The sequence below is a fragment of the Chromobacterium alkanivorans genome (assembly GCF_016937655.1).
GTDB lineage: Bacteria > Pseudomonadota > Gammaproteobacteria > Burkholderiales > Chromobacteriaceae > Chromobacterium > Chromobacterium alkanivorans.
Genome location: NZ_JAFHKL010000015.1, coordinates 25498 through 45525, shown reverse-complemented (window position 1 = coordinate 45525; position 20028 = coordinate 25498). Strand labels below are relative to the sequence as shown.

General features: G+C 68.2%; 17 protein-coding genes. 7 read left to right on the top strand and 10 right to left on the bottom strand.

Annotated features, from left to right (window positions below):
• Nucleotides 1–72 precede the first annotated feature (72 nt).
• The 8 genes from JW897_RS21075 to JW897_RS21040 all read right to left on the bottom strand — a co-directional run bounded on the left by JW897_RS21075 (nt 73) and on the right by JW897_RS21040 (nt 8409).
• Complete coding sequence (locus JW897_RS21075; RefSeq protein ID WP_048416104.1) at nt 73–732, bottom strand: DUF799 domain-containing protein; 660 nt, start codon at nt 730–732, stop codon at nt 73–75.
• Between the two features lie 11 nt (nt 733–743).
• The gene (locus JW897_RS21070; RefSeq protein ID WP_231589351.1) at nt 744–1100 is read right to left on the bottom strand and encodes a DUF4810 domain-containing protein; all 357 of its coding nucleotides are present in this window, start codon (nt 1098–1100) and stop codon (nt 744–746) included.
• A gap of 103 nt (nt 1101–1203) precedes the next feature.
• Entirely contained in the window at nt 1204–1878 is a 675-nt protein-coding gene (locus JW897_RS21065) for a CsgG/HfaB family protein (protein ID WP_048416078.1), read from the bottom strand.
• 226 nt (nt 1879–2104) lie between these two features.
• Nucleotides 2105–2935, bottom strand: coding sequence for a taurine dioxygenase (gene tauD, locus JW897_RS21060; protein ID WP_205467517.1), 831 nt, complete (start codon nt 2933–2935; stop codon nt 2105–2107).
• Nucleotides 2936–2989: 54 nt separating this feature from the next.
• On the bottom strand, nt 2990–3871 hold the full coding sequence (gene tauC, locus JW897_RS21055) for a taurine ABC transporter permease TauC (RefSeq protein ID WP_205467516.1): 882 nt from the start codon (nt 3869–3871) through the stop codon (nt 2990–2992).
• A complete protein-coding gene (locus JW897_RS21050; protein WP_205467515.1) occupies nt 3858–4652 on the bottom strand; it encodes a taurine ABC transporter ATP-binding protein in 795 nt (264 codons plus the stop codon). Before JW897_RS21050 ends, tauC begins: the two co-directional genes overlap by 14 nt.
• 16 nt (nt 4653–4668) lie before the next feature.
• Nucleotides 4669–5679 carry a taurine ABC transporter substrate-binding protein gene (gene tauA / locus JW897_RS21045; RefSeq protein ID WP_240352318.1) on the bottom strand — a complete coding sequence of 337 codons (1011 nt, stop codon included), beginning with the start codon at nt 5677–5679 and terminating at the stop codon, nt 4669–4671.
• A 120-nt stretch (nt 5680–5799) separates the two neighbouring features.
• Nucleotides 5800–8409 (bottom strand): glycoside hydrolase family 15 protein, encoded by a 2610-nt coding sequence (locus JW897_RS21040; RefSeq protein ID WP_205467514.1) that lies wholly within the window; start codon nt 8407–8409, stop codon nt 5800–5802.
• A 237-nt stretch (nt 8410–8646) separates the two neighbouring features.
• Between JW897_RS21040 and JW897_RS21035 the strand changes: the two genes are divergently transcribed.
• The 3 genes from JW897_RS21035 (at nt 8647) to JW897_RS21025 (ending at nt 13547) form a co-directional block, all read left to right on the top strand.
• Entirely contained in the window at nt 8647–10251 is a 1605-nt protein-coding gene (locus JW897_RS21035) for an FAD-binding oxidoreductase (protein WP_205467513.1), read from the top strand.
• A gap of 193 nt (nt 10252–10444) precedes the next feature.
• Nucleotides 10445–12400 carry a hypothetical protein gene (locus tag JW897_RS21030; RefSeq protein ID WP_048416083.1) on the top strand — a complete coding sequence of 652 codons (1956 nt, stop codon included), beginning with the start codon at nt 10445–10447 and terminating at the stop codon, nt 12398–12400.
• A gap of 49 nt (nt 12401–12449) precedes the next feature.
• Nucleotides 12450–13547: a ferritin-like domain-containing protein gene (locus tag JW897_RS21025; RefSeq protein ID WP_205467512.1), complete on the top strand. Its 1098-nt coding sequence runs from the start codon at nt 12450–12452 to the stop codon at nt 13545–13547.
• On the opposite strand, the gene JW897_RS21020 is transcribed toward JW897_RS21025, so the two are convergent.
• Complete coding sequence (locus tag JW897_RS21020) at nt 13522–14838, bottom strand: ATP-binding protein (RefSeq protein ID WP_205467511.1); 1317 nt, start codon at nt 14836–14838, stop codon at nt 13522–13524. The two genes, JW897_RS21025 and JW897_RS21020, sit on opposite strands and share 26 nt — an antisense overlap.
• Nucleotides 14835–15500: a response regulator gene (locus JW897_RS21015; RefSeq protein ID WP_205467510.1), complete on the bottom strand. Its 666-nt coding sequence runs from the start codon at nt 15498–15500 to the stop codon at nt 14835–14837. Before JW897_RS21015 ends, JW897_RS21020 begins: the two co-directional genes overlap by 4 nt.
• Before the next feature lie 110 nt (nt 15501–15610).
• On the opposite strand from JW897_RS21015, the gene dsbD reads away from it, so the two are divergent.
• The 4 genes from dsbD (at nt 15611) to dsbG (JW897_RS20995) (ending at nt 19894) form a co-directional block, all read left to right on the top strand.
• Entirely contained in the window at nt 15611–17392 is a 1782-nt protein-coding gene (gene dsbD, locus JW897_RS21010) for a protein-disulfide reductase DsbD (protein ID WP_205467509.1), read from the top strand.
• A gap of 27 nt (nt 17393–17419) precedes the next feature.
• Entirely contained in the window at nt 17420–18169 is a 750-nt protein-coding gene (dsbG, locus tag JW897_RS21005) for a thiol:disulfide interchange protein DsbG (protein ID WP_205467508.1), read from the top strand.
• A gap of 149 nt (nt 18170–18318) precedes the next feature.
• Nucleotides 18319–19137: a TlpA family protein disulfide reductase gene (locus JW897_RS21000; RefSeq protein ID WP_205467507.1), complete on the top strand. Its 819-nt coding sequence runs from the start codon at nt 18319–18321 to the stop codon at nt 19135–19137.
• 7 nt (nt 19138–19144) lie between these two features.
• Complete coding sequence (dsbG, locus tag JW897_RS20995) at nt 19145–19894, top strand: thiol:disulfide interchange protein DsbG (protein ID WP_205467506.1); 750 nt, start codon at nt 19145–19147, stop codon at nt 19892–19894.
• Nucleotides 19895–20028 lie beyond the last annotated feature (134 nt).

Sequence of the window (20028 nt, the reverse complement as noted above, 5' to 3'; positions counted from 1 at the left end):
GATATGTCGCAGCTCGATGCCCGTAAAAAAGCCCGGCAATGCCGGGCTCGGTGTTCTCGATAACTTGCGGATTCAGTCGGTGCCGTATCTGGGAGAGTACGGACCGTACAGCAGACCGCCGTTGCGACCGGCGCTGAACAGACGCTGGCTGGTGACGCCGGCCATATCGTGGCTGGCGTCGGTGGCGCTGTTGATGATCTGCTTCAGCGCCGCGGTCACCAACAGACCCACGAGGCCGCCGCCGGAGTTGTTGTTGCCCTCGTTGTTGGAGGCGGTGGCGAAGCCGCTCCACAGCACCGCGCCGGTCTTCAGATCCACCATCTTGGCGCTGGCGGACACCACGGTGTCGCTGCTGATCACGCTGTAGCGAGTGCCGTACTTGCTCACGGTCACGTACAGCGCGGCATCCGCGCCGAAGATTTCCTTCAGTTTGGCCGGAGCCACGCCGTGGATGTCCGAGGCCGTGCTCATGCCGTTCTGCTTGAAGGTTTCGTCCACCAGCGTCACCGGCAATACGTAGTAGCCGGCTTCGGCCAGCGGCATGGTGACTTGCGACAACATGCCGTAGCTGGCGGCCACTTCCGGCGATTCGTTCAACGGCGGCAACACCAGCAGGGAACGCGGCCGGCTCTGCTTGTAAGCGGTGTAGTCATAGGGCTTGTGGCTGGCGCAGCCGGTGGCCAGCGCCGCGATGGCCAGGAAGGCCAGCCATTGGGCAATGCGTTTGATCATGGTGCGGGCTTTCACTTCTTGGCTTTCTTCAGCAGGAAATCCATATAGGCGGCGGACTCCGGAAACAGCTGCTTCTCGGTCTGAAATTCCTGAGCCATCTGATCCCCCTTGCCCAGACTGGCGTACAACATGCCCAGGTGGGCGTGATAGCCCGGCGGCGGGGTCTTGCCGTTTGCGCGGATCTTCTGCAGATCGCGCTCTAGCGCGGTGACCTGTTCTTCCGCCGCCGCGCCCTTGAAGTGCTGATAGACCTGGGGCTGGTAGCTTTCCCACTGGTACAACGAGTGTTGGCTGGCGCAGCCGGTCAACAATGCGCCGCCCAGCAGGGCCAGCGCCAATAGCGGCGTTTTCGCCATCTTGTGTTTCATGATGTTCATCTTGCAAAAGGTAAGGCGGACGGGCTGCCGGCCCGCCCTGTAATCATCCGAGGCTTGCTTAACGCTTAGAAGCGCAACGCAGGATCAGCCGGTCTTATTTGGCGGGCTGCCAGGCGCCGGAATCTATGGCCGCGGTCAGCTTGTTCACCGCCTCGCGCATCGCCAGGTCCAGCACCTTGCCGTTCAGCGTAGAGTCATAGCTGGCGGTGCCGCCGAAGCCGATGATTTCACGGTTGGACAGGCTGTATTCGCCGGCGCCCTGAGTGGAGTACACCACTTCCGAGGTGGCCACCTTGACGATGTTGAGGTTGACCTTGGCGTAAGCGATCTGCTGCTTGCCGCGGCCGAGGATGCCGAACAGCTGGTGGTCGCCCACTTCCTTGCGGCCGAACTCGGTCACGTCGCCGGTCACCACATAGGTAGCGCCCTTGACTGCCTGCGCTTGCTTGCTGAACGCGGCCTCCTGCTTCATTTCTTCCAGGTTGTCGCGGTCCAGCACATTGAAGCGGTTGGTCTGCTGCAGGTGAGTGATCAGGATGGTCTTGGCCTGGCCGCCCAGACGGTCCACGCCGTCGGAAAAAATGCCGCGCATATAGCTGGAGCGATTGTCGAACTTGCCCACCGCGATAGGGGAACGCGGGCCGGCGTAAGGTTTGCCGGCGGTTTCCACCTGGGCAACCGTCAGCGCGCGCGAGCTTTCCGTCGCGCAGCCGCTCAACCCCGCCGCCGCGACCATGGCGAATACGACGCATTTGTTTGCGATCTTCATTTTTTATTCTCTCTAAACATCCAACTCGGACAGTCGAACATCATACTGCCGCGCCGATAGGCCGGTCGACGCTATTTATGCCAAAACAGACTTATCAAATATAGGTTCCAAACCCTTTTCCAGCGCTGGATAGCCCACATTAAATCCCTCAGCTCTCCGGCAATTTAAGACCATTGGAATTGAAAATCCCGGCATAGCCGGGCTTGTTACTTTCCTCCCGCTCCGCTCAACGCGGCCGGTCGCCCAGGATGGTGGCGCGGTGCATCACCCGGCGCTGCGGCAGGTAATCCGCCACCGCGTAATGCTGGGTGACGCGGTTGTCCCAGAACGCCAGATCGTTTTCCTTCCAGCGCCAGCGCACGGTGAATTCCGGCCGCGCGGCGTGGGCGAACAGCAAGGCCAGCAGGGCATCGCTCTCGCGCGGCGCCAGTTCCAGGATGCGGGTGGTGAAGCCCTCGTTGACGAACAAGCCCTTGCGGCCGGTGACCGGGTGGGTGCGCACCACCGGGTGCACCACCGGCGGATGGTCGCGGCTGGCCTGCTGCCAGCGCGCGTATTGCGGCGTGTCCTTGAAGCGGCTTTCCGGGAAGGAATGGACAAAGCTGTGCTCGGCGCTGAGGCCGTCCAGCAGCGCGCGCAAGGCCGGCGACAAGGCTTCGTAAGCGGCGCTGTTGCTGCTCCACAGCGTGTCGCCGCCCACGTCCGGCAACTGCCGCGCCGACAGCACCGCGCCCAGCGGCGGGGTGGCGATGAAGGTGACGTCGGTGTGCCAGTTGTCGTTGTCCGGCAGATTGTCGACATGGGTGTCCAGCACGATGATTTCCGGCTGCTCCGCCACCGTCGGGTAGACCGGGTGCAGGTGCAGATCGCCGAAGCGGGCGGCGAAGTCGCGCTGCTGGCGCGGCGTCAGCGGCTGGTTCTCGAAGAACAGCACCTGGTGGCGCAGCAGCGCCGCCTCGATCGCGTCGCGCTCGGCGCCGGACAGCGGCGCGCTCAAGTCGACGCCGGAAACGATGGCCCCCAGGGCCGGGCTGAGGGCTTGCAGTTGCAGGCTCATGAATGTGCTCCCTATCCGCTCAACGGATTCAAATCCAAGAAATCGAAAACTCGCTCAAAACCGCTCCGGCGTGGCCCAGCCGGCGAAGCGCCGCTCCGCCCAGCGCAGCCCCAGCTCCAAGGCCAGCGCGATCCAGGCGATGATCAGGATGCCGGCGATCACCGCGTCGGTGACTAGGAACTGGGCGGCGGACTGCACCATGAAGCCCAGGCCGCGGGTGGCGGCCACCAGCTCCGCCGCCACCAGGGTGGACCAGCCGATGCCCAGGCCGATGCGCAGCCCGGTCAGGATCTCCGGCAGCGCGCTGGGCAGCACCACCAGCCGCAGCAGCTGGCCGCGGCTGGCGCCCAGCGAGCGCGCCGCCTGCAGCCGCGCCGGGTCCGCGCGGCGCACCCCGGCGGCGGTGGCGATGGCCAGCGGCGCGAAGATGGCGAGATAGATCAGCAGCACCTTGCTGGCTTCGCCGATGCCGAACCAGATCACGATCAGGGGCAGATAGGCCAGGGGCGGCACCGGCCGGTAGAACTCGATCAACGGGTCCAGCGCCGCATGCGCGCGCCGGCTCAGGCCCATCAACATGCCCAGCGGCACCGCGGTGGCCGCGGCCAGCAGCAGCGCCAGGCCCACCCGGCCCAGGCTGGCGGCGGCGTGACGCCACAGGCTGGCGTCCATGAAACCGTTGACCGCTAGGTCCGCCAGCCGCGCCGCCACCTGGGCCGGGCCGGGCAGAAACAGCGGCGACACCAGGCCGCCGGCGCTGGCCGCCCACCACAGCAGCAGCAGGCCGCCCACCGACAAGGCGGTGGGCCAGCGCCGACGCCAGGCGGCGAAACGGCCAGCGAGAGGGACGGGAGGATGGGCCGGCGGCGGCGCGCTCAGCTCGGCTTGCGCGGCCGGGCCCAATTCAGTCAGCTCAGTCAGTTCAAGCGGCGGCATGGTCGGCCTCCTCGGCGCGGAAAATCCAGTCCAGCAAGTGCTCGCGCATGGCGATGAAGGCGGGATCGGCCTTGATCGAGCGCGCCGATTCGCCGGCGGCGTAGCGCTGGGCGAAGCCCAGCTTCTGCCGCAGCGCGATGCGGCCGGGGCGCGGCGTCAGCACCAAGAGCTCGGTGCCGAGAAACAGCGCTTCCTCGATGCTGTGGGTGATCAGGAAGATGCCCTTGCCGCTGCGCTGCCACAGGCTGAGGATTAGCGACTGCATCTTTTCCCGGGTCAGCGCGTCCAGCGCGCCCAGGGGCTCGTCCAGCAGCAGGAAGTCGGGATCGGCCGCCAGCGCGCGCGCCAGGCCCAGGCGCTGGCGCATGCCGCCGGACATCTGGCTGAGCGCGTGGCCGGCGAAGGCCTCCAGCCCCACCCAGCCCAGCATGCGGCGCGCCTCGCGCCGCCGCTGCTCGCGCGGCACCCCGCGCAGGCGCAGGCCGAAGGCCACATTGTCCTCGGCGTTGAGCCAGGGCATCAGCGCGTCGTCCTGGAACACCACGCCGCGATCCGCGCCCGGCCCGCGCACCGACCGGCCGTTGGCCAATACCCGGCCCTGGCTGGGCGTCTGAAAACCGGCCATCAGCCCCAGCAAGGTGGATTTGCCGCAGCCGGACGGCCCCAGCGCCACCACGATCTCGCCGGAACGCAGCTCCAGCGACACCCGGTCCAGCGCCAGCACCGGACCGGACGGGCCGGCGTAGCTGACGCCGGCGTTTTCCACGATCAAGCTCGCCATCGCGGCCTCCTGGCGCTCAGCGCGGCTGCGCCAGCCGCACGAAGCGCGGCTCGACATAGGCTTGATAATCCGGCAGCACCGCTTCCACCTTCTTCTGCTCCTTCAGGAACAGCGCGGTGTCGCGCAAGGCCTTGGCGGTGCCGCCGCCCAGCAAGCGCGGCGACAGCTGCTCCTGCGCCAGCGGGAAGCGGCTGCCGGCCAGCAGGCCGGGAATCTGCGCCGGATCAGCCCCGGTCAGCCGCGCGATCTTGGCCACCTGCGGCGAGCCGGTGCTCCAGGCCGCCGGCTTGGCGCGGTAATCGGCGAAGGCCTGCAAGGTCACCTTGGCGAAGGCGGCCAGCGCTTGCGGCTGGGCGGCGGCGAAATCCTTGCGCGCTACCCAGGCTTCGAAGGTGGGCGCACCCCATTGCCCCACTTGTTCGGAGTTGACCAGCACCGAGCCGGTTTTCAACGCCTGGCTCAGCGCCGGATCCCAGACATAGGCGGCGTCGATGTCGCCGCGCTGCCAGGCGGCGCTGATCTCGGACGGGCGCAGATTGACGATGGACAGCTTGGCCGGGTCCAGCTTCCAGTGTTTGAGCGCCGCCAGCAGGCTGTAATGGGTGGTGGAGACATAGGGCACCGCCACCTTTTTGCCGATCAGGTCCCGCGGGCTCTTGATGCCGCTGCCCTTGCGCGCCACCAGCGCTTCGGAGTTGCCGATCTCGGCGACGATCAGAAAGGTCTGGATCGGCAACTGGCGGGTGGCGGCGGCGCTGAGCGGGCTGGAGCCGAGGTCCGCGATATGCACGTCGCCGGAGGCCAGCGCGGCGAGCACTTCCGCGCCGCTCTCGAACTTGCGCCACTGCAGCGGCCGGCCGATGGCTTTTTCGTACAGGCCGTCGGCCTGGGCCACCTTGGAAGGATCGACCCCGGTCTGGTAGCCGATGACGATGGGGGCCTCGGCGGCGTGCGCCGCCAAGGCAACAAGAGAGAGGCTGGCGAGGCTGAGCGCCAGCAGGGAACGGCGGGAGATGAACATGGACATGGCGAGTTCCTGAACAAGGGGGACTCAGCACACTATAAAAGCCATGTTTAATATCAAAAAGTAATTAAATTTGCTTTCAATATTCCAAATAAATCAATAAGCATTTGATCCCCGCCCGCCTCACCACACCACCTGATCATTCAACGTCAGCCCGCCGGCCGGCGCCTGCAACACGCGGTTGCCGGCGCGCTGCTCCCAGCTCACGCTGCCGTCGGCGTTCTTGCGGTAGTACTTGTACTCGACGCGCTGGCCGGCCGGCAGATTGACCCGGGTCTTCCACAGGGGATAAGCCGCCGCGTCGGCCGGCAGGCCCAGGTCGGTGTTCCAGTTGCCCAGAGCGCGCGCCGCGCCGGTCACGTACAACTGCTGCCCCCAGCTGGTTTCGGCGGCGGCCTGGATCTCCACCGTCGCCTCCCCGGCCTTGGGCGGCACCCGGCAGGCGTAATAACGCGCGCAGGCGGCTTCCGGCAGATCGACGACGCGGCCGGCGCGGATGGAGGCCAGCAGGCTGATGTATTCGCCCATCGCCCAGCTCAGCGGCGCGATCGAACCGGTGGGCGTGCCGGCCCGCTTGCCGGCCGGCGTCTCCACCGCCCAGCCGTCCGGCAGCACCGCGCTGTGCGGCCACACCTGCTCCGGCAACATGCCCTCCGGCGTGGCCAGCTGCTTCAGCGCGGCAAGATAGGGCTGGCCGGCCGCGCCGCCGCCCTGGCGCGCAATCTCGTAGACGCCGCGCTCAGCGGTGAAGATGGGCCACAGCCGACCCACGCCGCTGCCGGCGAAATCGCCGCCGTCGTTGCGCTCGCCGTAGCCGTCGAAGTTGTAGCGGAACCAGGCGTTCACCGGCAACGCCGGCGCGCCGGACAGTTCCAGCCGCTGGCCCAGCACCGCGTCGTAAATGCCCAGCGTGGCGGCGATGGCCGGATCGTCGGCACGCTTCACTCCCATGCGCACCAGCTCCAGGAAACCGCCGTCTACCACCCGGCGCGCGTCGCGGCTGCCGCCGCCGTTCTTCACCTCCAGCGTCTGCGGCGTGTCCGGGCCCAGCGCCGGCGCCTGGCCGGCGCGGCTGGCTCCGCCGGCGCGCGCCGACGGGTTGAGGCGCAGATAATAACGGCCGTCGCCAAAGCCGCCGCTGCGGGTGAAGGTCCAGGCGTCCACGTTCTGCTGCCAGTAATCGGCGGCGGACAGATAGCGCGCGGCGCTGGCGTCGTCGCCGTTGGCGCGGGCGATGTCGGCGGCGGCGGCCAGGCCGGCGATCTGCGCCGCCAGCGTGGACGGCGAATAGCCGCTGTTTTCCTCCCAGCGCTCCTGGTAGGTCCACGGCCCGGCGTTCAGGATGTAGTCAGCGGCCAGCTTGATGCGCGGCCACAGCGGCGAATACACCGCCGGCCCCTGCCGCCAGGCCAGTAGGATGGGCATGGCCTGCTCGTCCATCTGGGTGCCCTGCCAATACTGCGCGCCGCTGACCCAGGCGTTTTGCGGAAAGCGGCCGTTGCGGCTGAAGCCGTCCGGGCAGCCGGCGGCGTCGTATTCCGCCGCGCCGCAGTCGCGCCGCTGCTGCAAGGTGTTGAACAGATAATCCGTCACCCGCGCGGCGGTGGCGCGGTCGCCGGCGGTGAGCAGGGCGTTGGCGAACTTGAACAGGTCGCGCGGCCACACCAGGTGGTAGCCGCCGGCGTTGGCGTCGCCCTGGCTGGCGCCCCACGGCGTGCCCAGCCCGGCCACCATCGCGCCGCTGTCCTTGTCCTGCATGGTTTTCAGCGTCATCGCGGCCAGGTAATAGCCGTCGTCGGCGCTGCCGCCCTGATCGGACAGGCCGGAGGCATAAGCCTGCCAGCCGGCGTCGTAGCGCCGCTGCGCCGCGTCCAAATCGCCGCCCAGCGCGGCGGCGGCCGCGTCCAGCGCCTGCCCCTGGCTGGCGCCGAAGCCCAGCACCACATCGAAGGACACGCTGGCCGCGCGCGGGTCGCCCAGTTCCAGCCAGCCCATCTGCGCCACATTGCCGTTGCCGGCGGAATCGAAGGTCCAGTCCATGCGCTTGTCCGCCGCGCCGCCCAGCAGATCGGTCCAGCCGTCGCTGAGGCCGACGAAGCCGTTGGACAGCATGCGGCGGCCGTTCTGCGTCTTCCACGGCAAGCTGCTCAGCAGCGCCGAGGCGCGTTGATTGCGGCTGGCCGCCAAGGCCGCGCCGCCGCCGGCGCGCGCCAGGGTGGCGGCGCTGTTGCCGGCGCCGGCGTTGTCCAGATAGGGTTTGAACAGCAGATAGAGCCGGAAATCGCCGACGCGGCGGCCGTCCAGCGCGCTGAAGGTGACGCGCTGGATCAGCGCGTCGCGCGCCGGGTCAGTGAAGATGTGCTTGCTGATGCGCCAGTGATGGGCCGGGTTGCCGGTCTGCGCCTGCCAGCTCATGCTGCGCGGATGCAGCCGCTGCACGCGGTAGTCCTGCCGCTTTTCCTCGTCGACGAAGCCGCCGCCGGCGTCGCCCACCAGGAATTGCAGATCCACCGCCGCCTGGGTGTCCACCGCCGGGTAGAACACCTCGGACACCACGCCGCGATAGCCGGTGAAATACACTCGCGACGGCCCCTCCGCCGCCACGCCGACGAAAGACTTGGCCGCCGGGCCGCGCACCGCCGTCAGCCCCGGCGCGCCAAACGCTTCCCCGGCCTGCGCCGCGCCGCCCAGCCCGCCCAGCAGCAGGGCCAGGCCCATCCATTGCTTGATCATGTCCGCTCGCTCCTGATTTTGGCTGGGAGCGTAGCAAAACAACATTCAAATGTCATTTCATGCCAGAACAAAATCCAGTTGATTCAAGCATGGCCCCCAAGAAATGAAACGTTAAAACAGGCAATGCCGCCCAGCTCAGCATTTGCCAGCGTTCTCCCCGCCCGGCTCGTCTATAAAACAATGTCATGCAAAACGCATGGGCACCGCCCTTGCGGCCGACTCAAAGGAGAACTAGACATGGGCTTGAACGCCATCACCCCGGACGACCGCCGTTACGAAACGCTGAAAAAAGGCTTCAATCTACGCTGGCCGGAAGCCGGCCAAGCGGCCGGCGGCATCGTCGTCTGCAGCGACGAGGCCGAAGCCGTCGCCGCCTTGCAATACGCGCTGGACCACCGGCTCAATCCCACCATCCGCAGCGGCGGCCATTGCTACGAAGGCTTCGTCAGCAACAATCCCGGCGGCCTGATCATAGACATCGGCCAACTCTCCGGCCTGCGCCGGGATGTGACGACGGACGGCCGCCGCTACGGCTTCCAGCTCCTGGCCGGCAATCAGAACTGGGATGGTTACGTCGGCCTGTACAAGCTCACCGGCAAGACCGTGCCCGGCGGCTCCTGCTACTCGGTGGGCGCCGGCGGCCATATCAGCGGCGGCGGCTACGGCCTGCTGTCGCGGCTGCAGGGCCTGACCGTGGACTGGCTGAGCGCGGTGGACATCCTGCTGGCGGACGGCGGCAAGGTGCGCAAGGTGCACGCCCGCGCCGACAATGAATTCGCCGGCCTGCTCAAGCTGTGCAAGGGCGCCGGCGGCGGCAACGTCGGCCTGATCACCAGCTATTACTTCGACGATTTGCCGCCGGCGCCGCAACAGGTGGGCGTGCAGCTATTGCAATTCAGCTGGGACGATTTCAAGGACCTGGGCCGCTTTACCGCCTTGCTGCAAACCTACGGCCAATATTGGCAGGAGGCGGACAGCGAGCCCGACGGCTACGGCCTGTTCAGCCTGCTCAAGCTCACCCATATCAGCGCCAAAAACCTGGGGCTGGTGGTGCAATACACCGACCGGGACGGCAAGCTGAACCACACCGCGCCGTTCAACGATTTCTACCGGCGCATCGAGCAAGTGGCCCAGCCGCAACTGCTCAACACCTACCTGCCCGGCGGCGGCCACCTGCCCCACATCCCGCACCGCTCGCAGCCGAGAAACAGCGCGCCGCTGCCGGAACACGCTCAGGCGATGGACTGGCTATACGCCACCCAAACGCTGAACGGCTCCGGCAACAACCAGCGCGGCAAGTACAAATCCGCCTATATGAAGCGGAACTTCAGCCCGGCGGAGTGCAAGGCCATCCACCAGCACCTGACCGCCGACCCCGACAACAAAGACCTGGCCCAATCGCTGCTGCAAGTGGACTCCTACGGCGGCGCGATCAACCACCGCAGCGCCGGCAACAACGGCTTCGATCCGGCCGACAACCAGACCGCGGTGCCGCAGCGCGCCTCGGTGATGAAGCTGCAATACCAAAGCTACTGGACCGACCCGGCCAACGACGCTCAGCACCTGCGCTGGATGCGCGACTTCTTCGACGCCGTCTACGCCGCCGACGGCTTCAACGGCACACCCTACCCGGCCTCGGCGGCCTTGCCGGACTCGCCCTACGAGGGCTGCTACATCAACTATCCGGACGTGGACATGCTGAGCGGCGCGCGGCCGGGCACGCCCGGCTATAGCTGGGGCGAGCTGTATTACGGCGCGCTGTATCCGGAGCTGGTGGCGATCAAACGCCAGTACGACCCGGGCAATGTGTTCAAGCACGCGATGTCGCTGGGCGCGGAGTAAGCGCCAGTCCCGGCCGACGCGTGTCCGCACAGCGTCGGCCAATCCCTTTCCGGGCCGCGCCGCGGCCCGCCCATCCACCTGTCCTAAAGAACATTGCCCTTACGGCCAGCGCCGCCTATACCCGCGCTATGCCCATGGAATTAAATCGCCTACAAAAACCGTCAGCGCATTTTCCTGCCGGCAAGGAGCCAATATGAGCTATCTGCAGTTCCCCCGCCTGGCCTTTGCCGGCCAGTTCCAATCCGACGTCTCCACTGTCAACAACGATCCGCGCCATTACGACAACGCCACCTTCGAACCACATTTCCAGGAATATCAGCAAGCGGGGGAAAACGGGCGCACCAAAACCTTCAACGGCTGGTGGCACCCCACCGGCACCGCCATCATGCGCTTCGCCAACTGTCAGGTGAGCAGCTTGCGCGGCCCCAGCGGCATTCTGATCACCGATCCGGCGCAAGACCCGCTGCTGTCCTGCAGCGTGGGCAACGCCATCGGCAAACCGTCCGGCAAGATGGTGGACCTGGACCCGGACTGGCAGCTGGCCTCCAGCATCTACGGCCTGGCGGTGTCCTTGCTCAAGCCGGACGGCACGCCGCTGATGACCGCCGACTACCAGAGCAACCCCTTCCGCGATCTGTGGTTCTCCCGCGCCGCCAGCCAGGGCGACAGCGGCGCCTCCGCCGTCTTTCAGTCCGTACTCACCAATATCCAGTGGCATCTGGACGGCTTCGACAGCCCGCTGCTGACGCGTCTGATCGAGTTGAGCGAGCAGAACCGGCTATCCATCCGCCTGTCCACCTACGGCTACAGCACCACCTATAGCGACCCCGGCTTCGGCTACGGCACCGTGCTCGGCGCCATCGGCCCGGCCTATCTCGGCCAGCCGCGCTCCTTCATCCTGGGCCGCCGCTTCATGCCCACCACGCAACAGGGCAGCGATCTTGCCAGCCAGAACGGCATCGGCTGTTTCTCCTCCTGGCTGGATCAGGATACCGCCAGCCTGCAAGTGGACCTCAGCAACGCGCTGCCGCTGGACAGCCACTACCAAGTGGCGGCGCTGCCGCCGCTGCAATACGCGATCCTGCACAATGAATGGACCGCGCAGGACGCGGAGATAGGCCCGGACGACTACACCGCCATCGCCGGCGTGGACACCTCGCAGACGCTGCAAGACCAGCAGGCCGGCATCCAGTCCGTGCCGCTGAACGAGGCGCAGCTGCGGCTGGCCAATCAGCCCTTGCCGCTGGCCATCGTCCAGCCGGTGGGCGCGGAGGGACGCGCCGTGGTCTGCGTGCGCGAGGCGCTGCTGGGCAACGAGGTGCGCGCCGAGGACTTCGCCATCCGCCTGGACCCCAACCACCCGGACAAGAACCACCTGCACACTCATCTCTACGCGGCGCGCTACGGCCAGCCGCTGGCCGGCGCGGCGCTGGCTTTCTGGGCCGGCGCGCCGATGCTGGATTACAGCGACACCCCCACCGACAAGACCCAGGGCACCACTCCGCGCGCGCTGCTGCCGGTCAACAACGTGCCCAACGCCGCCATCCGCATCAGCCCGGCGGACCCGATCACCGACCAGGCCGGCCGGGCCGCCGTCACCCTGCACGGGCCGGAAAGCTTCGGCACCCCGCGCGAATACATGGACGGCCAGCTGTTCACCATCTCCTACAATCTGGCCGGCTCCGATCCGGCGCTGCAACAGCCCTTCGACAACTTCGCGGTGGTGGTTTTCAGCAGCTTCCCGCAACCGGGCCAGGACATCGACCTGGACAACCCGCGCTGGGAGGACGTGCAGCCCATCCTGCAGCAATACGCCAACCTCTACCCGGTGATGAGCCAGGGCCTGTTCGACTTTTCCAAACAAGCGGTGGCCGACGCCAGCGCCTTCATCATGCGCTTCGTCTTCGACAAGCCCATCGAAGACCCGGACCAGATGCCGGTGACGCGCGATCTGTCCGCCAGCAAGCGGCGCATGCTGATCAACTACTTTCAGAACGTGATTGACCGCACCGGCAAAACCTTCGACCGCCAGCTGATGTACGGCAAGCGCTGCCCGCTGCGCCAGAGCGCGCCGCCCAGCGAGGCCGACATCGCCGCCACCCGCGGCTCTCTCAGCACGAGCAAGAGCCGCAAGGGCAACGACTCCTGAGCGCCCAAACGGCCCCCCTTTCAAGGAAACCAAGCAAGGAAACCAAGCCATGCTGAAGATACGTCAAGAACTGATGGCCGAACTGCTTCAAGCCGAGCACATCAATGATGTGCGGACCATGCTGGCCGGCGCGGTGCGGCTGGAGCTGTCCACCATTCCCACTTATCTGACCGCGCTGTTCTCCATCAAGCCCGGCCAGAACCAGGAGGCGCGCGCGCTGGTGCAGTCGGTGGTGGTGGAGGAAATGCTGCACATGACGCTGGCCGCCAACACCCTGATCGCCATCGGAGGCAATCCGCGCGTCATCGAAGACGGCCGGGCGCTCAATTACCCCGGCCCGCTGCCGATGTGCGTGGACACCGGCCTGATCGTCACCCTCAAGGCCTTGAGCCGGCAGCAGGCGCAGGAAGTGTTCATGGAGATAGAACGGCCGGACACCCAGGCCATCCTGCCCGGCGAAACCCAGGCCTCTGTCGACAACCAGCCCGGCTTCGACTCCATCGGCCGCTTTTACCAGGCCATCCTGGAGCGGCTGCAATACTTGGAAAACCACGGCCACGACTGCTTCGCCCAGCCGCGGCTGGACGAGCAGGTGGACGTCAGCCAGTGGTTCCCGCACGAGGTGCCGGGCTGTCCGGACGGCAAGGTCTACGACATGGCCAGCGCCCGCGCGGTGATAGACACCATCGTGCGCCAGGGCGAGGGCGTGCAGGTGGAGGACGACTGGATCAATCCCAAGGAAGACGCCGGCGGCGGCTACGCCCATTATTTCAAGTTTGGCGAGATCTACTACGGCAAGCGGCTGGTGCGCGACGACTCCAGCCCCTCAGGCTGGTCCTACACCGGCGAGCCGGTGCCGCTGGACGAAACCGGAGTGTTCAATCTGCTGCCCAACGCCGCGCTCTCGGACTATCCGGCCGGCAGCGGCGCGGCCGTCAGCGGCGCTCAGTTCTATCAGGCCTACCAGAACCTGCTGGCCGCGCTGGACCGCACCTTCAACGGCCAGCCGCGGGAATTGGAGGCCGCCATCGGCATCATGTACGAGCTGAAGCTGGTGGCGCAGAAGGTGATGCAGCACCCGGTCAACAGCAGCGTGCCGGACGTGGTGGCCGCGCCGCCTTTCATGCGCATTCACCAGGCGAGCTGAGCACCGGCAGCGTCAGGGCGGCGCATAGCCCGCCCTCCTCGCCGGCCAGCAGTTCCAGGCGGCCGCCGAAGCGCCCGGCGACCGCGGCCGCGATGGACAGGCCGAGACCGCTGCCGGCGCCGGCATGCCGCCCGCGCCAAAAGCGCTGCGCGGCCTGCTCGCGCTGGGCGGCCGTCAGCCCCGGCCCCTGATCGCGAACCTCGAAGCGCAAGCCCCCCTCGCACAGCGCGGCCTGCAGACGCACCGGCGCGTCCGGCGGCGAATAGCGCAAGGCGTTGTCCAGCAGATTGCGCAGCGCGGTGGCCGCCAGCGCCTGGGGCAAGGCCAGCGCGGCCTCCGGCAGCGGCGCGCAGACAATGCGCCGCGGCGGCGCCGGTTCCGCGTCGCGCATCGCCAGCCTCGCCACCTCGTCGGCGCAGGCCGGCGGGCCTTCCTCCCAATCGAAAGCCCCTTCCAGCCGCGCCAGCATCAGCAGCTGCCCCAAGGTGTTCTGCAAGCGTTCCGCTCCTTCGGCGGCGTGGGCCAAAGCCTGCGCCGCGTCCGGCCCCTGGGTGATGCGCGCCACCTGCAGATGGGTCTTGATCGCCGTCAGCGGGGTGCGCAGCTCATGGGCGGCGTCGCTGGTCAAACGCCGCTCGCGTTGCAGCGCCTCGCCGACGCGACGCAGCAATTGATTCAGGCTGTCCGCCAGCGGCAGCACATCGCGCGGCAAGCCCCGCGTGGACACCGGCTCTAGGGCGTCCGGCGCGCGGCGCGCCAAGGCGCGACGCAGCCGCTCCAGCGGCCGCAGCCCCCGGTTCACGCCCAGCCACAAGACCACCAGGCTGCCGGCCAGGGCCGCGATGAAGGGCACGGCGGCGGCCCAGCGGATATCCGCCAACATCGCGTCGCGCTCGGTCAGCCGGTCCGCCGTGGTCACCCTCAGGCCGTTGGCCACCACCGTATAGCTGCGCCAGCGCTCGCCGCGCAAGCTTTGCTCGGCATAGCCCGGCGCCGGCGCGGCGCGGCTATCCGGCGCGCCCGGCGTGCGCGCCAGCACTTCGCCGCGCACGGAAACGATCTGACACGCGATGCCGGCGCCTATGCCGTCGAAACGCGGCAAGGCGCGCGGCGGCGGCGCCGGCAGCTGTTCCATCAGGCCGGCCACCATCTGCGCCGACATCGCCAGCCGCCGGTCCAGCGTCAAGCGCATCTGCCGCTCCAGATCATGCAGCGTCCAGGCCGCCACGCCGCCCCACAGCAGGCACAGCGACACCCCTATCCACAACAGCAAGCGCAGGCGCAAGCTCATGCGCCGGCCCTGCCGTAGCGATAGCCCAGGCCGCGCACCGTCTCCACGATCGCCGGACCCAGCTTGCGCCGCAAATGATGGATGTGCACGTTCAGGGCGTTGCTTTCGATTTCCTCGCTGTAATCGTAGAGCCGGTCCTTCAGTTGCTCGGCGCTGAGAATCCGCTCCCGCGCCTGCATCAGAGCCGCCAGCAGCGCCAGTTCTCGGCGCGCCAGCGCCACCGGCCGGCCGTGCAGCCAGACTTCGCCGCGCGCCGGGTCCAGCCGCAGCGGGCCGTCCTCGATCGCATCCACGCAGCGCCCGGCGGCGCGGCGGCGCAAGGCGTGCAGCCTGGCCACCAGCTCGTCCAGATCAAAGGGCTTGAGCAGATAATCGTCCGCGCCGGCGCGCAGGCCGGCCACCCTGTCCTCCACCGCGTCGCGAGCGGTCAACACCAGCACCGGCAGCGCCGCGCCGCGCGCGCGCAAGCGCGCCAGCAAGCGCATGCCGTCCTCGTCCGGCAGCCCCAGGTCCAGAATCATCACATCGGCGTCCAGCGTCGCCAGCGCCGCCTCGGCCTGGGCCGCGCTGCCCACCGCGTCCACCGTCAGGCCGTGGGCGCGCAGCCCGGCGACGATGCCCAGCGCGATCAACTCGTTGTCTTCCACCAATAACACCCGCATTCCCGCCTCCTTGTCGTCCCCCAGCTTGCCGGCAACGGATTATCCCATTGTTAACGGCGGCTTAATCCCCGGCGCCCAGGCTGTGCGCATTCATCGCCATGGAGACCGCAATGCCGCTTATTTTCCGCAGCCTGTTGCTGCTGCTTGTCCTCTGGATGCCCGCCGTCCAGGCACAAACCGGCTTTTTGCCGCCGGAACAGGCCTTCCGCCTCAGCGTCAGCGAGTTGGGCGACGGCCAGGTCCGCCTGCGCTGGGACATCCGCGACGGCTATTACCTGTATCGCAAGAATATCAAGATCTCGGCCGAGCCCGCCGGCAGCGTCCCGCCGCCGGCGATGCCGGCCGGCAAAATCATCCATGATGAATTCTTTGGCGAATCCGAGGTGTATTACCAGCGGCTGGAACTGCTGGTGCGGGCCGGCCAGGCGCGCCGCCTCGCTCTGAGCTGGCAAGGCTGCGCCGAAGCCGGCCTGTGCTATCCGCCGCAACATCGCGTCGTCGAGCTGTCCGGCGGCGGCCAGGCCGTCAACACCGCCGCCGCGGGAGCGCCCGGAACCGCCTTCCCCTCCTCCCTCGCCGCGCCGCCCCTGGGCGAAGATCAGGCGCTGGCCGCGCGGCTGGCGCAATCCGGCGCGGGCTGGGTCTTGCTCGCCTTTTTCGGCCTGGGCCTGCTGATGACCTTCACGCCCTGCGTGCTGCCGATGGTGCCCATTCTCAGCAGCCTGATCGTCGGCAGCGGCGCCACGCCGCGACGCGGCCTGGTCTTGGCGCTGGCCTTTGTGCTGCCGATGGCCTTGACCTACGCGGCGCTGGGCGCGCTGGCCGCCAGCATGGGGGCCAATCTGCAGGCCGCGCTGCAAACGCCGTGGGCGCTGGGCCTGTTCGCCGCGCTGTTCGTCCTGCTGGCGCTGGCCATGTTCGGCGTTTACGAGCTGCAATTGCCGGCGGCGCTGCGCGACCGGCTGGCCATGGCCAGCCAGCGCCAGCGCGGCGGCACCCTGGGCGGCGCGGCGGCGATGGGCGTGCTGTCCGCCTTGCTGGTGGGCCCCTGCATGACCGCGCCGCTGGCCGGCGCCCTGCTCTACATCAGCGACAGCGGCGATGTGCTCAAAGGCGGCCTGGCCTTGCTGGCCATGGGCCTGGGCATGGGCGTGCCGCTGCTGCTGGTGGGCGTGCTGGGCGCCAAACTGCTGCCGCGCCCCGGCCTGTGGATGAACCGGGTCAAAGCAGTGTTCGGTTTCCTGCTGCTGGGCATGGCCATCTGGTTCCTCGGCCGCGTGCTGCCCCCGGCGGCCAGCCTGGCCTTGTGGGGCGCGTGGCTGTTCGCCGTCGCCATCGGCCTGCTGACGCTGGCCCGGCCCTGGCGCGCCAGCCCCGGCCAATGGACGCTGCGCGGCGCGGCAACGCTGCTGGGCTTGTGGGCAGCGGCGATGCTGATCGGCGCGGCCGCCGGGCAGGGCGATCCGCTGCGTCCGCTCGCCTTCGTCTCCGCGGCGGCTCCGCCCGCCGCCGGCATGGAACAACTGGGCTTCGTCACCGTGCGCGATGTCCGCGCGCTGCAACAGGGCCTGGACGAGGCCGCGCGCCAAGGCCAGTGGACGCTGGTGGACTACTACGCCGACTGGTGCGTGGCCTGCAAGGAAATCGAGCGCAAGGTGTTTGGCGATCCCCGCGTGCAACAAGCGCTGGCCGGCATGAAGCTGCTGCGGCCCGACGTGACCGAGTCCGGCCCGGACAGCGCCGCGCTGCTCGCCTCGCGCCAGGTGATCGGACCGCCGACGCTGCTGCTGATCGGACCCGACGGCCAGGAGCGCCGCGCCCAGCGCATCGTCGGCGCGCTCGGCCCGGACGCCTTCCTGGAACGCCTGAACCAGGCGCGTCAGGCCCGCTGAACCAACAACGCCGCCAAGGACCCTCAAATGCTTTTCAAAACCATTCCGCCGCTGCTGCTGGCCTTGAGCCTGCCTGTCCACGCCCTGGCCGCCCCGGCCAGGCCCGCGCCCATCCAGGCGCTGGAGCGCCAAGGCTATCAAATCCTGGACAGCTTTCCCGGGCCCGGCGGCCTCACCGGCTACGCCGCTCTGTATCTGGGGCGGCCGCAAACCCTCTACCTGACGCCGGACCGCAAGCAGGCCATCGTCGGCCAGCTCAGCGACGCCAACGGCGAGCCCTGGAACGCTCCGCTGCTGAATAAACAATTCAGCCAAGTCATGTGGCGGCAGCTGGAAGCCAGCCATTGGGTCGCCGACGGCGACGCCCGCGCCCCGCGCGTGGTCTACGCCTTCACCGACCCCAACTGCCCGTTCTGCAACCGCTTCTGGCAAGACGCCCGCCCCTGGGTGCAAGCCGGCAAAGTTCAAATCCGCCACATCCTGGTGGGCGTGATCAAGGCGGACAGCCCGGGCAAGGCCGCCGCCATCCTGGCCGCCGTCGACCCGGCCGCGACGCTCAACCGCCATGAGCGCCAACACGCCTCCGGCGGCGTGGCGCCGCTGGCCAAACCGCCGGCGGCGGTCAGCGCCAAGCTGGCCGCCAATCACCAATTGATGGAGCGCTTCGGCGTGTTCGCCACCCCGGTCATTTTCTACCCGGACCCCAAAGGCGATCTGCAAAAAATCCAGGGCGCGCCCAACGCCGAACGGCTGCTCCGCATTCTGGGGCCGCGCTGACGCCGGACTGGCGCAAGCCGCTGAATTTTTTGTAAGGCGCCCAGTCTATTCAGGCGTTTTAAAAAACCGCCCCCTCCGTGCGCGCGGCCTTATTCGGCAGCCGGCGCGCCGAGGGAGCCATGCCGCTCCGCGCGGCGCAGGACTGAACCATGCTTTCTTTTCACCTTGGCCCGCTGGCCATTCCGGTCAGCCTGGCCATTGTCGCCGCCGCCTGGCTTGCCGCCCACGGCGCCGGCCTGCTCGCAGGCCGCGGCCGCCGCGTCAGCGTGGCCGCCGACCTCAACGACATGCTGCTGTGGGGCTTCGTCGCCGCCCGCGTCGGCTTCGTCCTGTCCTGGTTTTCGCTGTACGCGCACCGGCCGCTGGCGATGCTGGACCTGCGCGACGGCGGCTTTCTGCCCTGGGCCGGCATCGCCGCCGCGCTGCTCCTGGCTGTCTGGCGCGGCTGGCGCGGCCCGGAACGGCGTCGCCCGCTGGCCGTCGCCATCCTGATAGGCGCCCTGGCCTGGGCCGGCGGCGAGGCGCTGCAACAGGGCCACGCCAAGGCCGCGCTGTCCACCCGCTCGCTGCCGCAGCTGGACGGCGCTCCGGCCTCGCTGCCGGCGCTGGCCGCCGGCAAGCCGGTGGTGCTCAATCTCTGGGCCAGCTGGTGCCCGCCCTGTCTGAGGGAGATGCCGCTGCTGCAAGACGCCCAGCGGCAAAGGTCCGACGTGAGCTTCATCTTCGCCAATCAGGGCGAGGACGAAGTCGCTGTGCGCGAGTTCTTCCACAAGCAGCCGCTGCGGCTCAAGCACGTGCTGCTGGACCCTGGCGGCGCGCTGGGCCGAGAATACGGCTCGGCGGCGCTGCCCACCACCCTGTTTTTCGACGCCGACGGCCGCCTGGCCTCCGTCCACCTGGGCGAACTGTCAGCGGCCACCCTGGCCAGCAAACTGCAAACGCTCACCCGCTCAGACTCCAAGGAATAAGCGCACCATGACCGCCCCGCTCTCTTTCCGCCTGGCGCCGCTGGCGCTCTGGCTCAGCCTGAACGCCTTCGTCGCCCACGCCCAGTCCTGGCCTGCGCCCATCCAGGCGCTGGAGGCCCAGGGCTATGAAATTCTCGGCAGCTTCCCCGGCCCGTCCGGGCTCACCGGCTACGCCTCGCTCTATCTGGGCCGGCCGCAGGCCGTCTACCTGACCGCGGACGGCCAGCAGGCCATCGTCGGCAACGTCACCGACGCCAACGGCGACAAATGGCAGCCGGAGATGCTGGACCGACAGTTCAGCGCCGCGCTGTGGCGGCAACTGGAAAGCAGCCACTGGATCGCCGACGGCAAGGCCGGCGCCGAGCGCGTGGTCTACACCTTCACCGATCCCAACTGCCCGTACTGCCAACAGCTGTGGCGCGACGCCCGGCCCTGGGTGAGCGCGGGCAAGGTCCAGATCCGCCACATCCTGGTGGGCTTGCTGGCCGAGGACAGCCCGGCCAAGGCCGCCGCCATCCTGGCCGCGCCGAACCCGGCCGCCGCGCTGGCGCGCCACGAGGCAGGAGATTCAGTGCGGCCGCTGGCCAAACCGCCGGCCGCCGTCGGCGCCAAATTGGCGGCCAACCAGCAGCTGATGGAACGCTTCGGCGTGTTCGCCACCCCGGCGTCCTTCTACCGCGACGCCCGGGGCCAACTGCAAAAAGTGCAAGGCGTGCCCACGGCGGCCACGCTGCAAAAACTGCTCGGGCCGCGCTGAGCCCCTCGCTCTCGCCACCGCTGAATTGAACAAAACTTGCAAGCCCGCCGGCAACGCCGGCGGGTATCTTTACGCCAACAAACAGCGCTAGCCCCGTCCAAGCCGAACACCCCACCTTGCTTATAGCAACACCC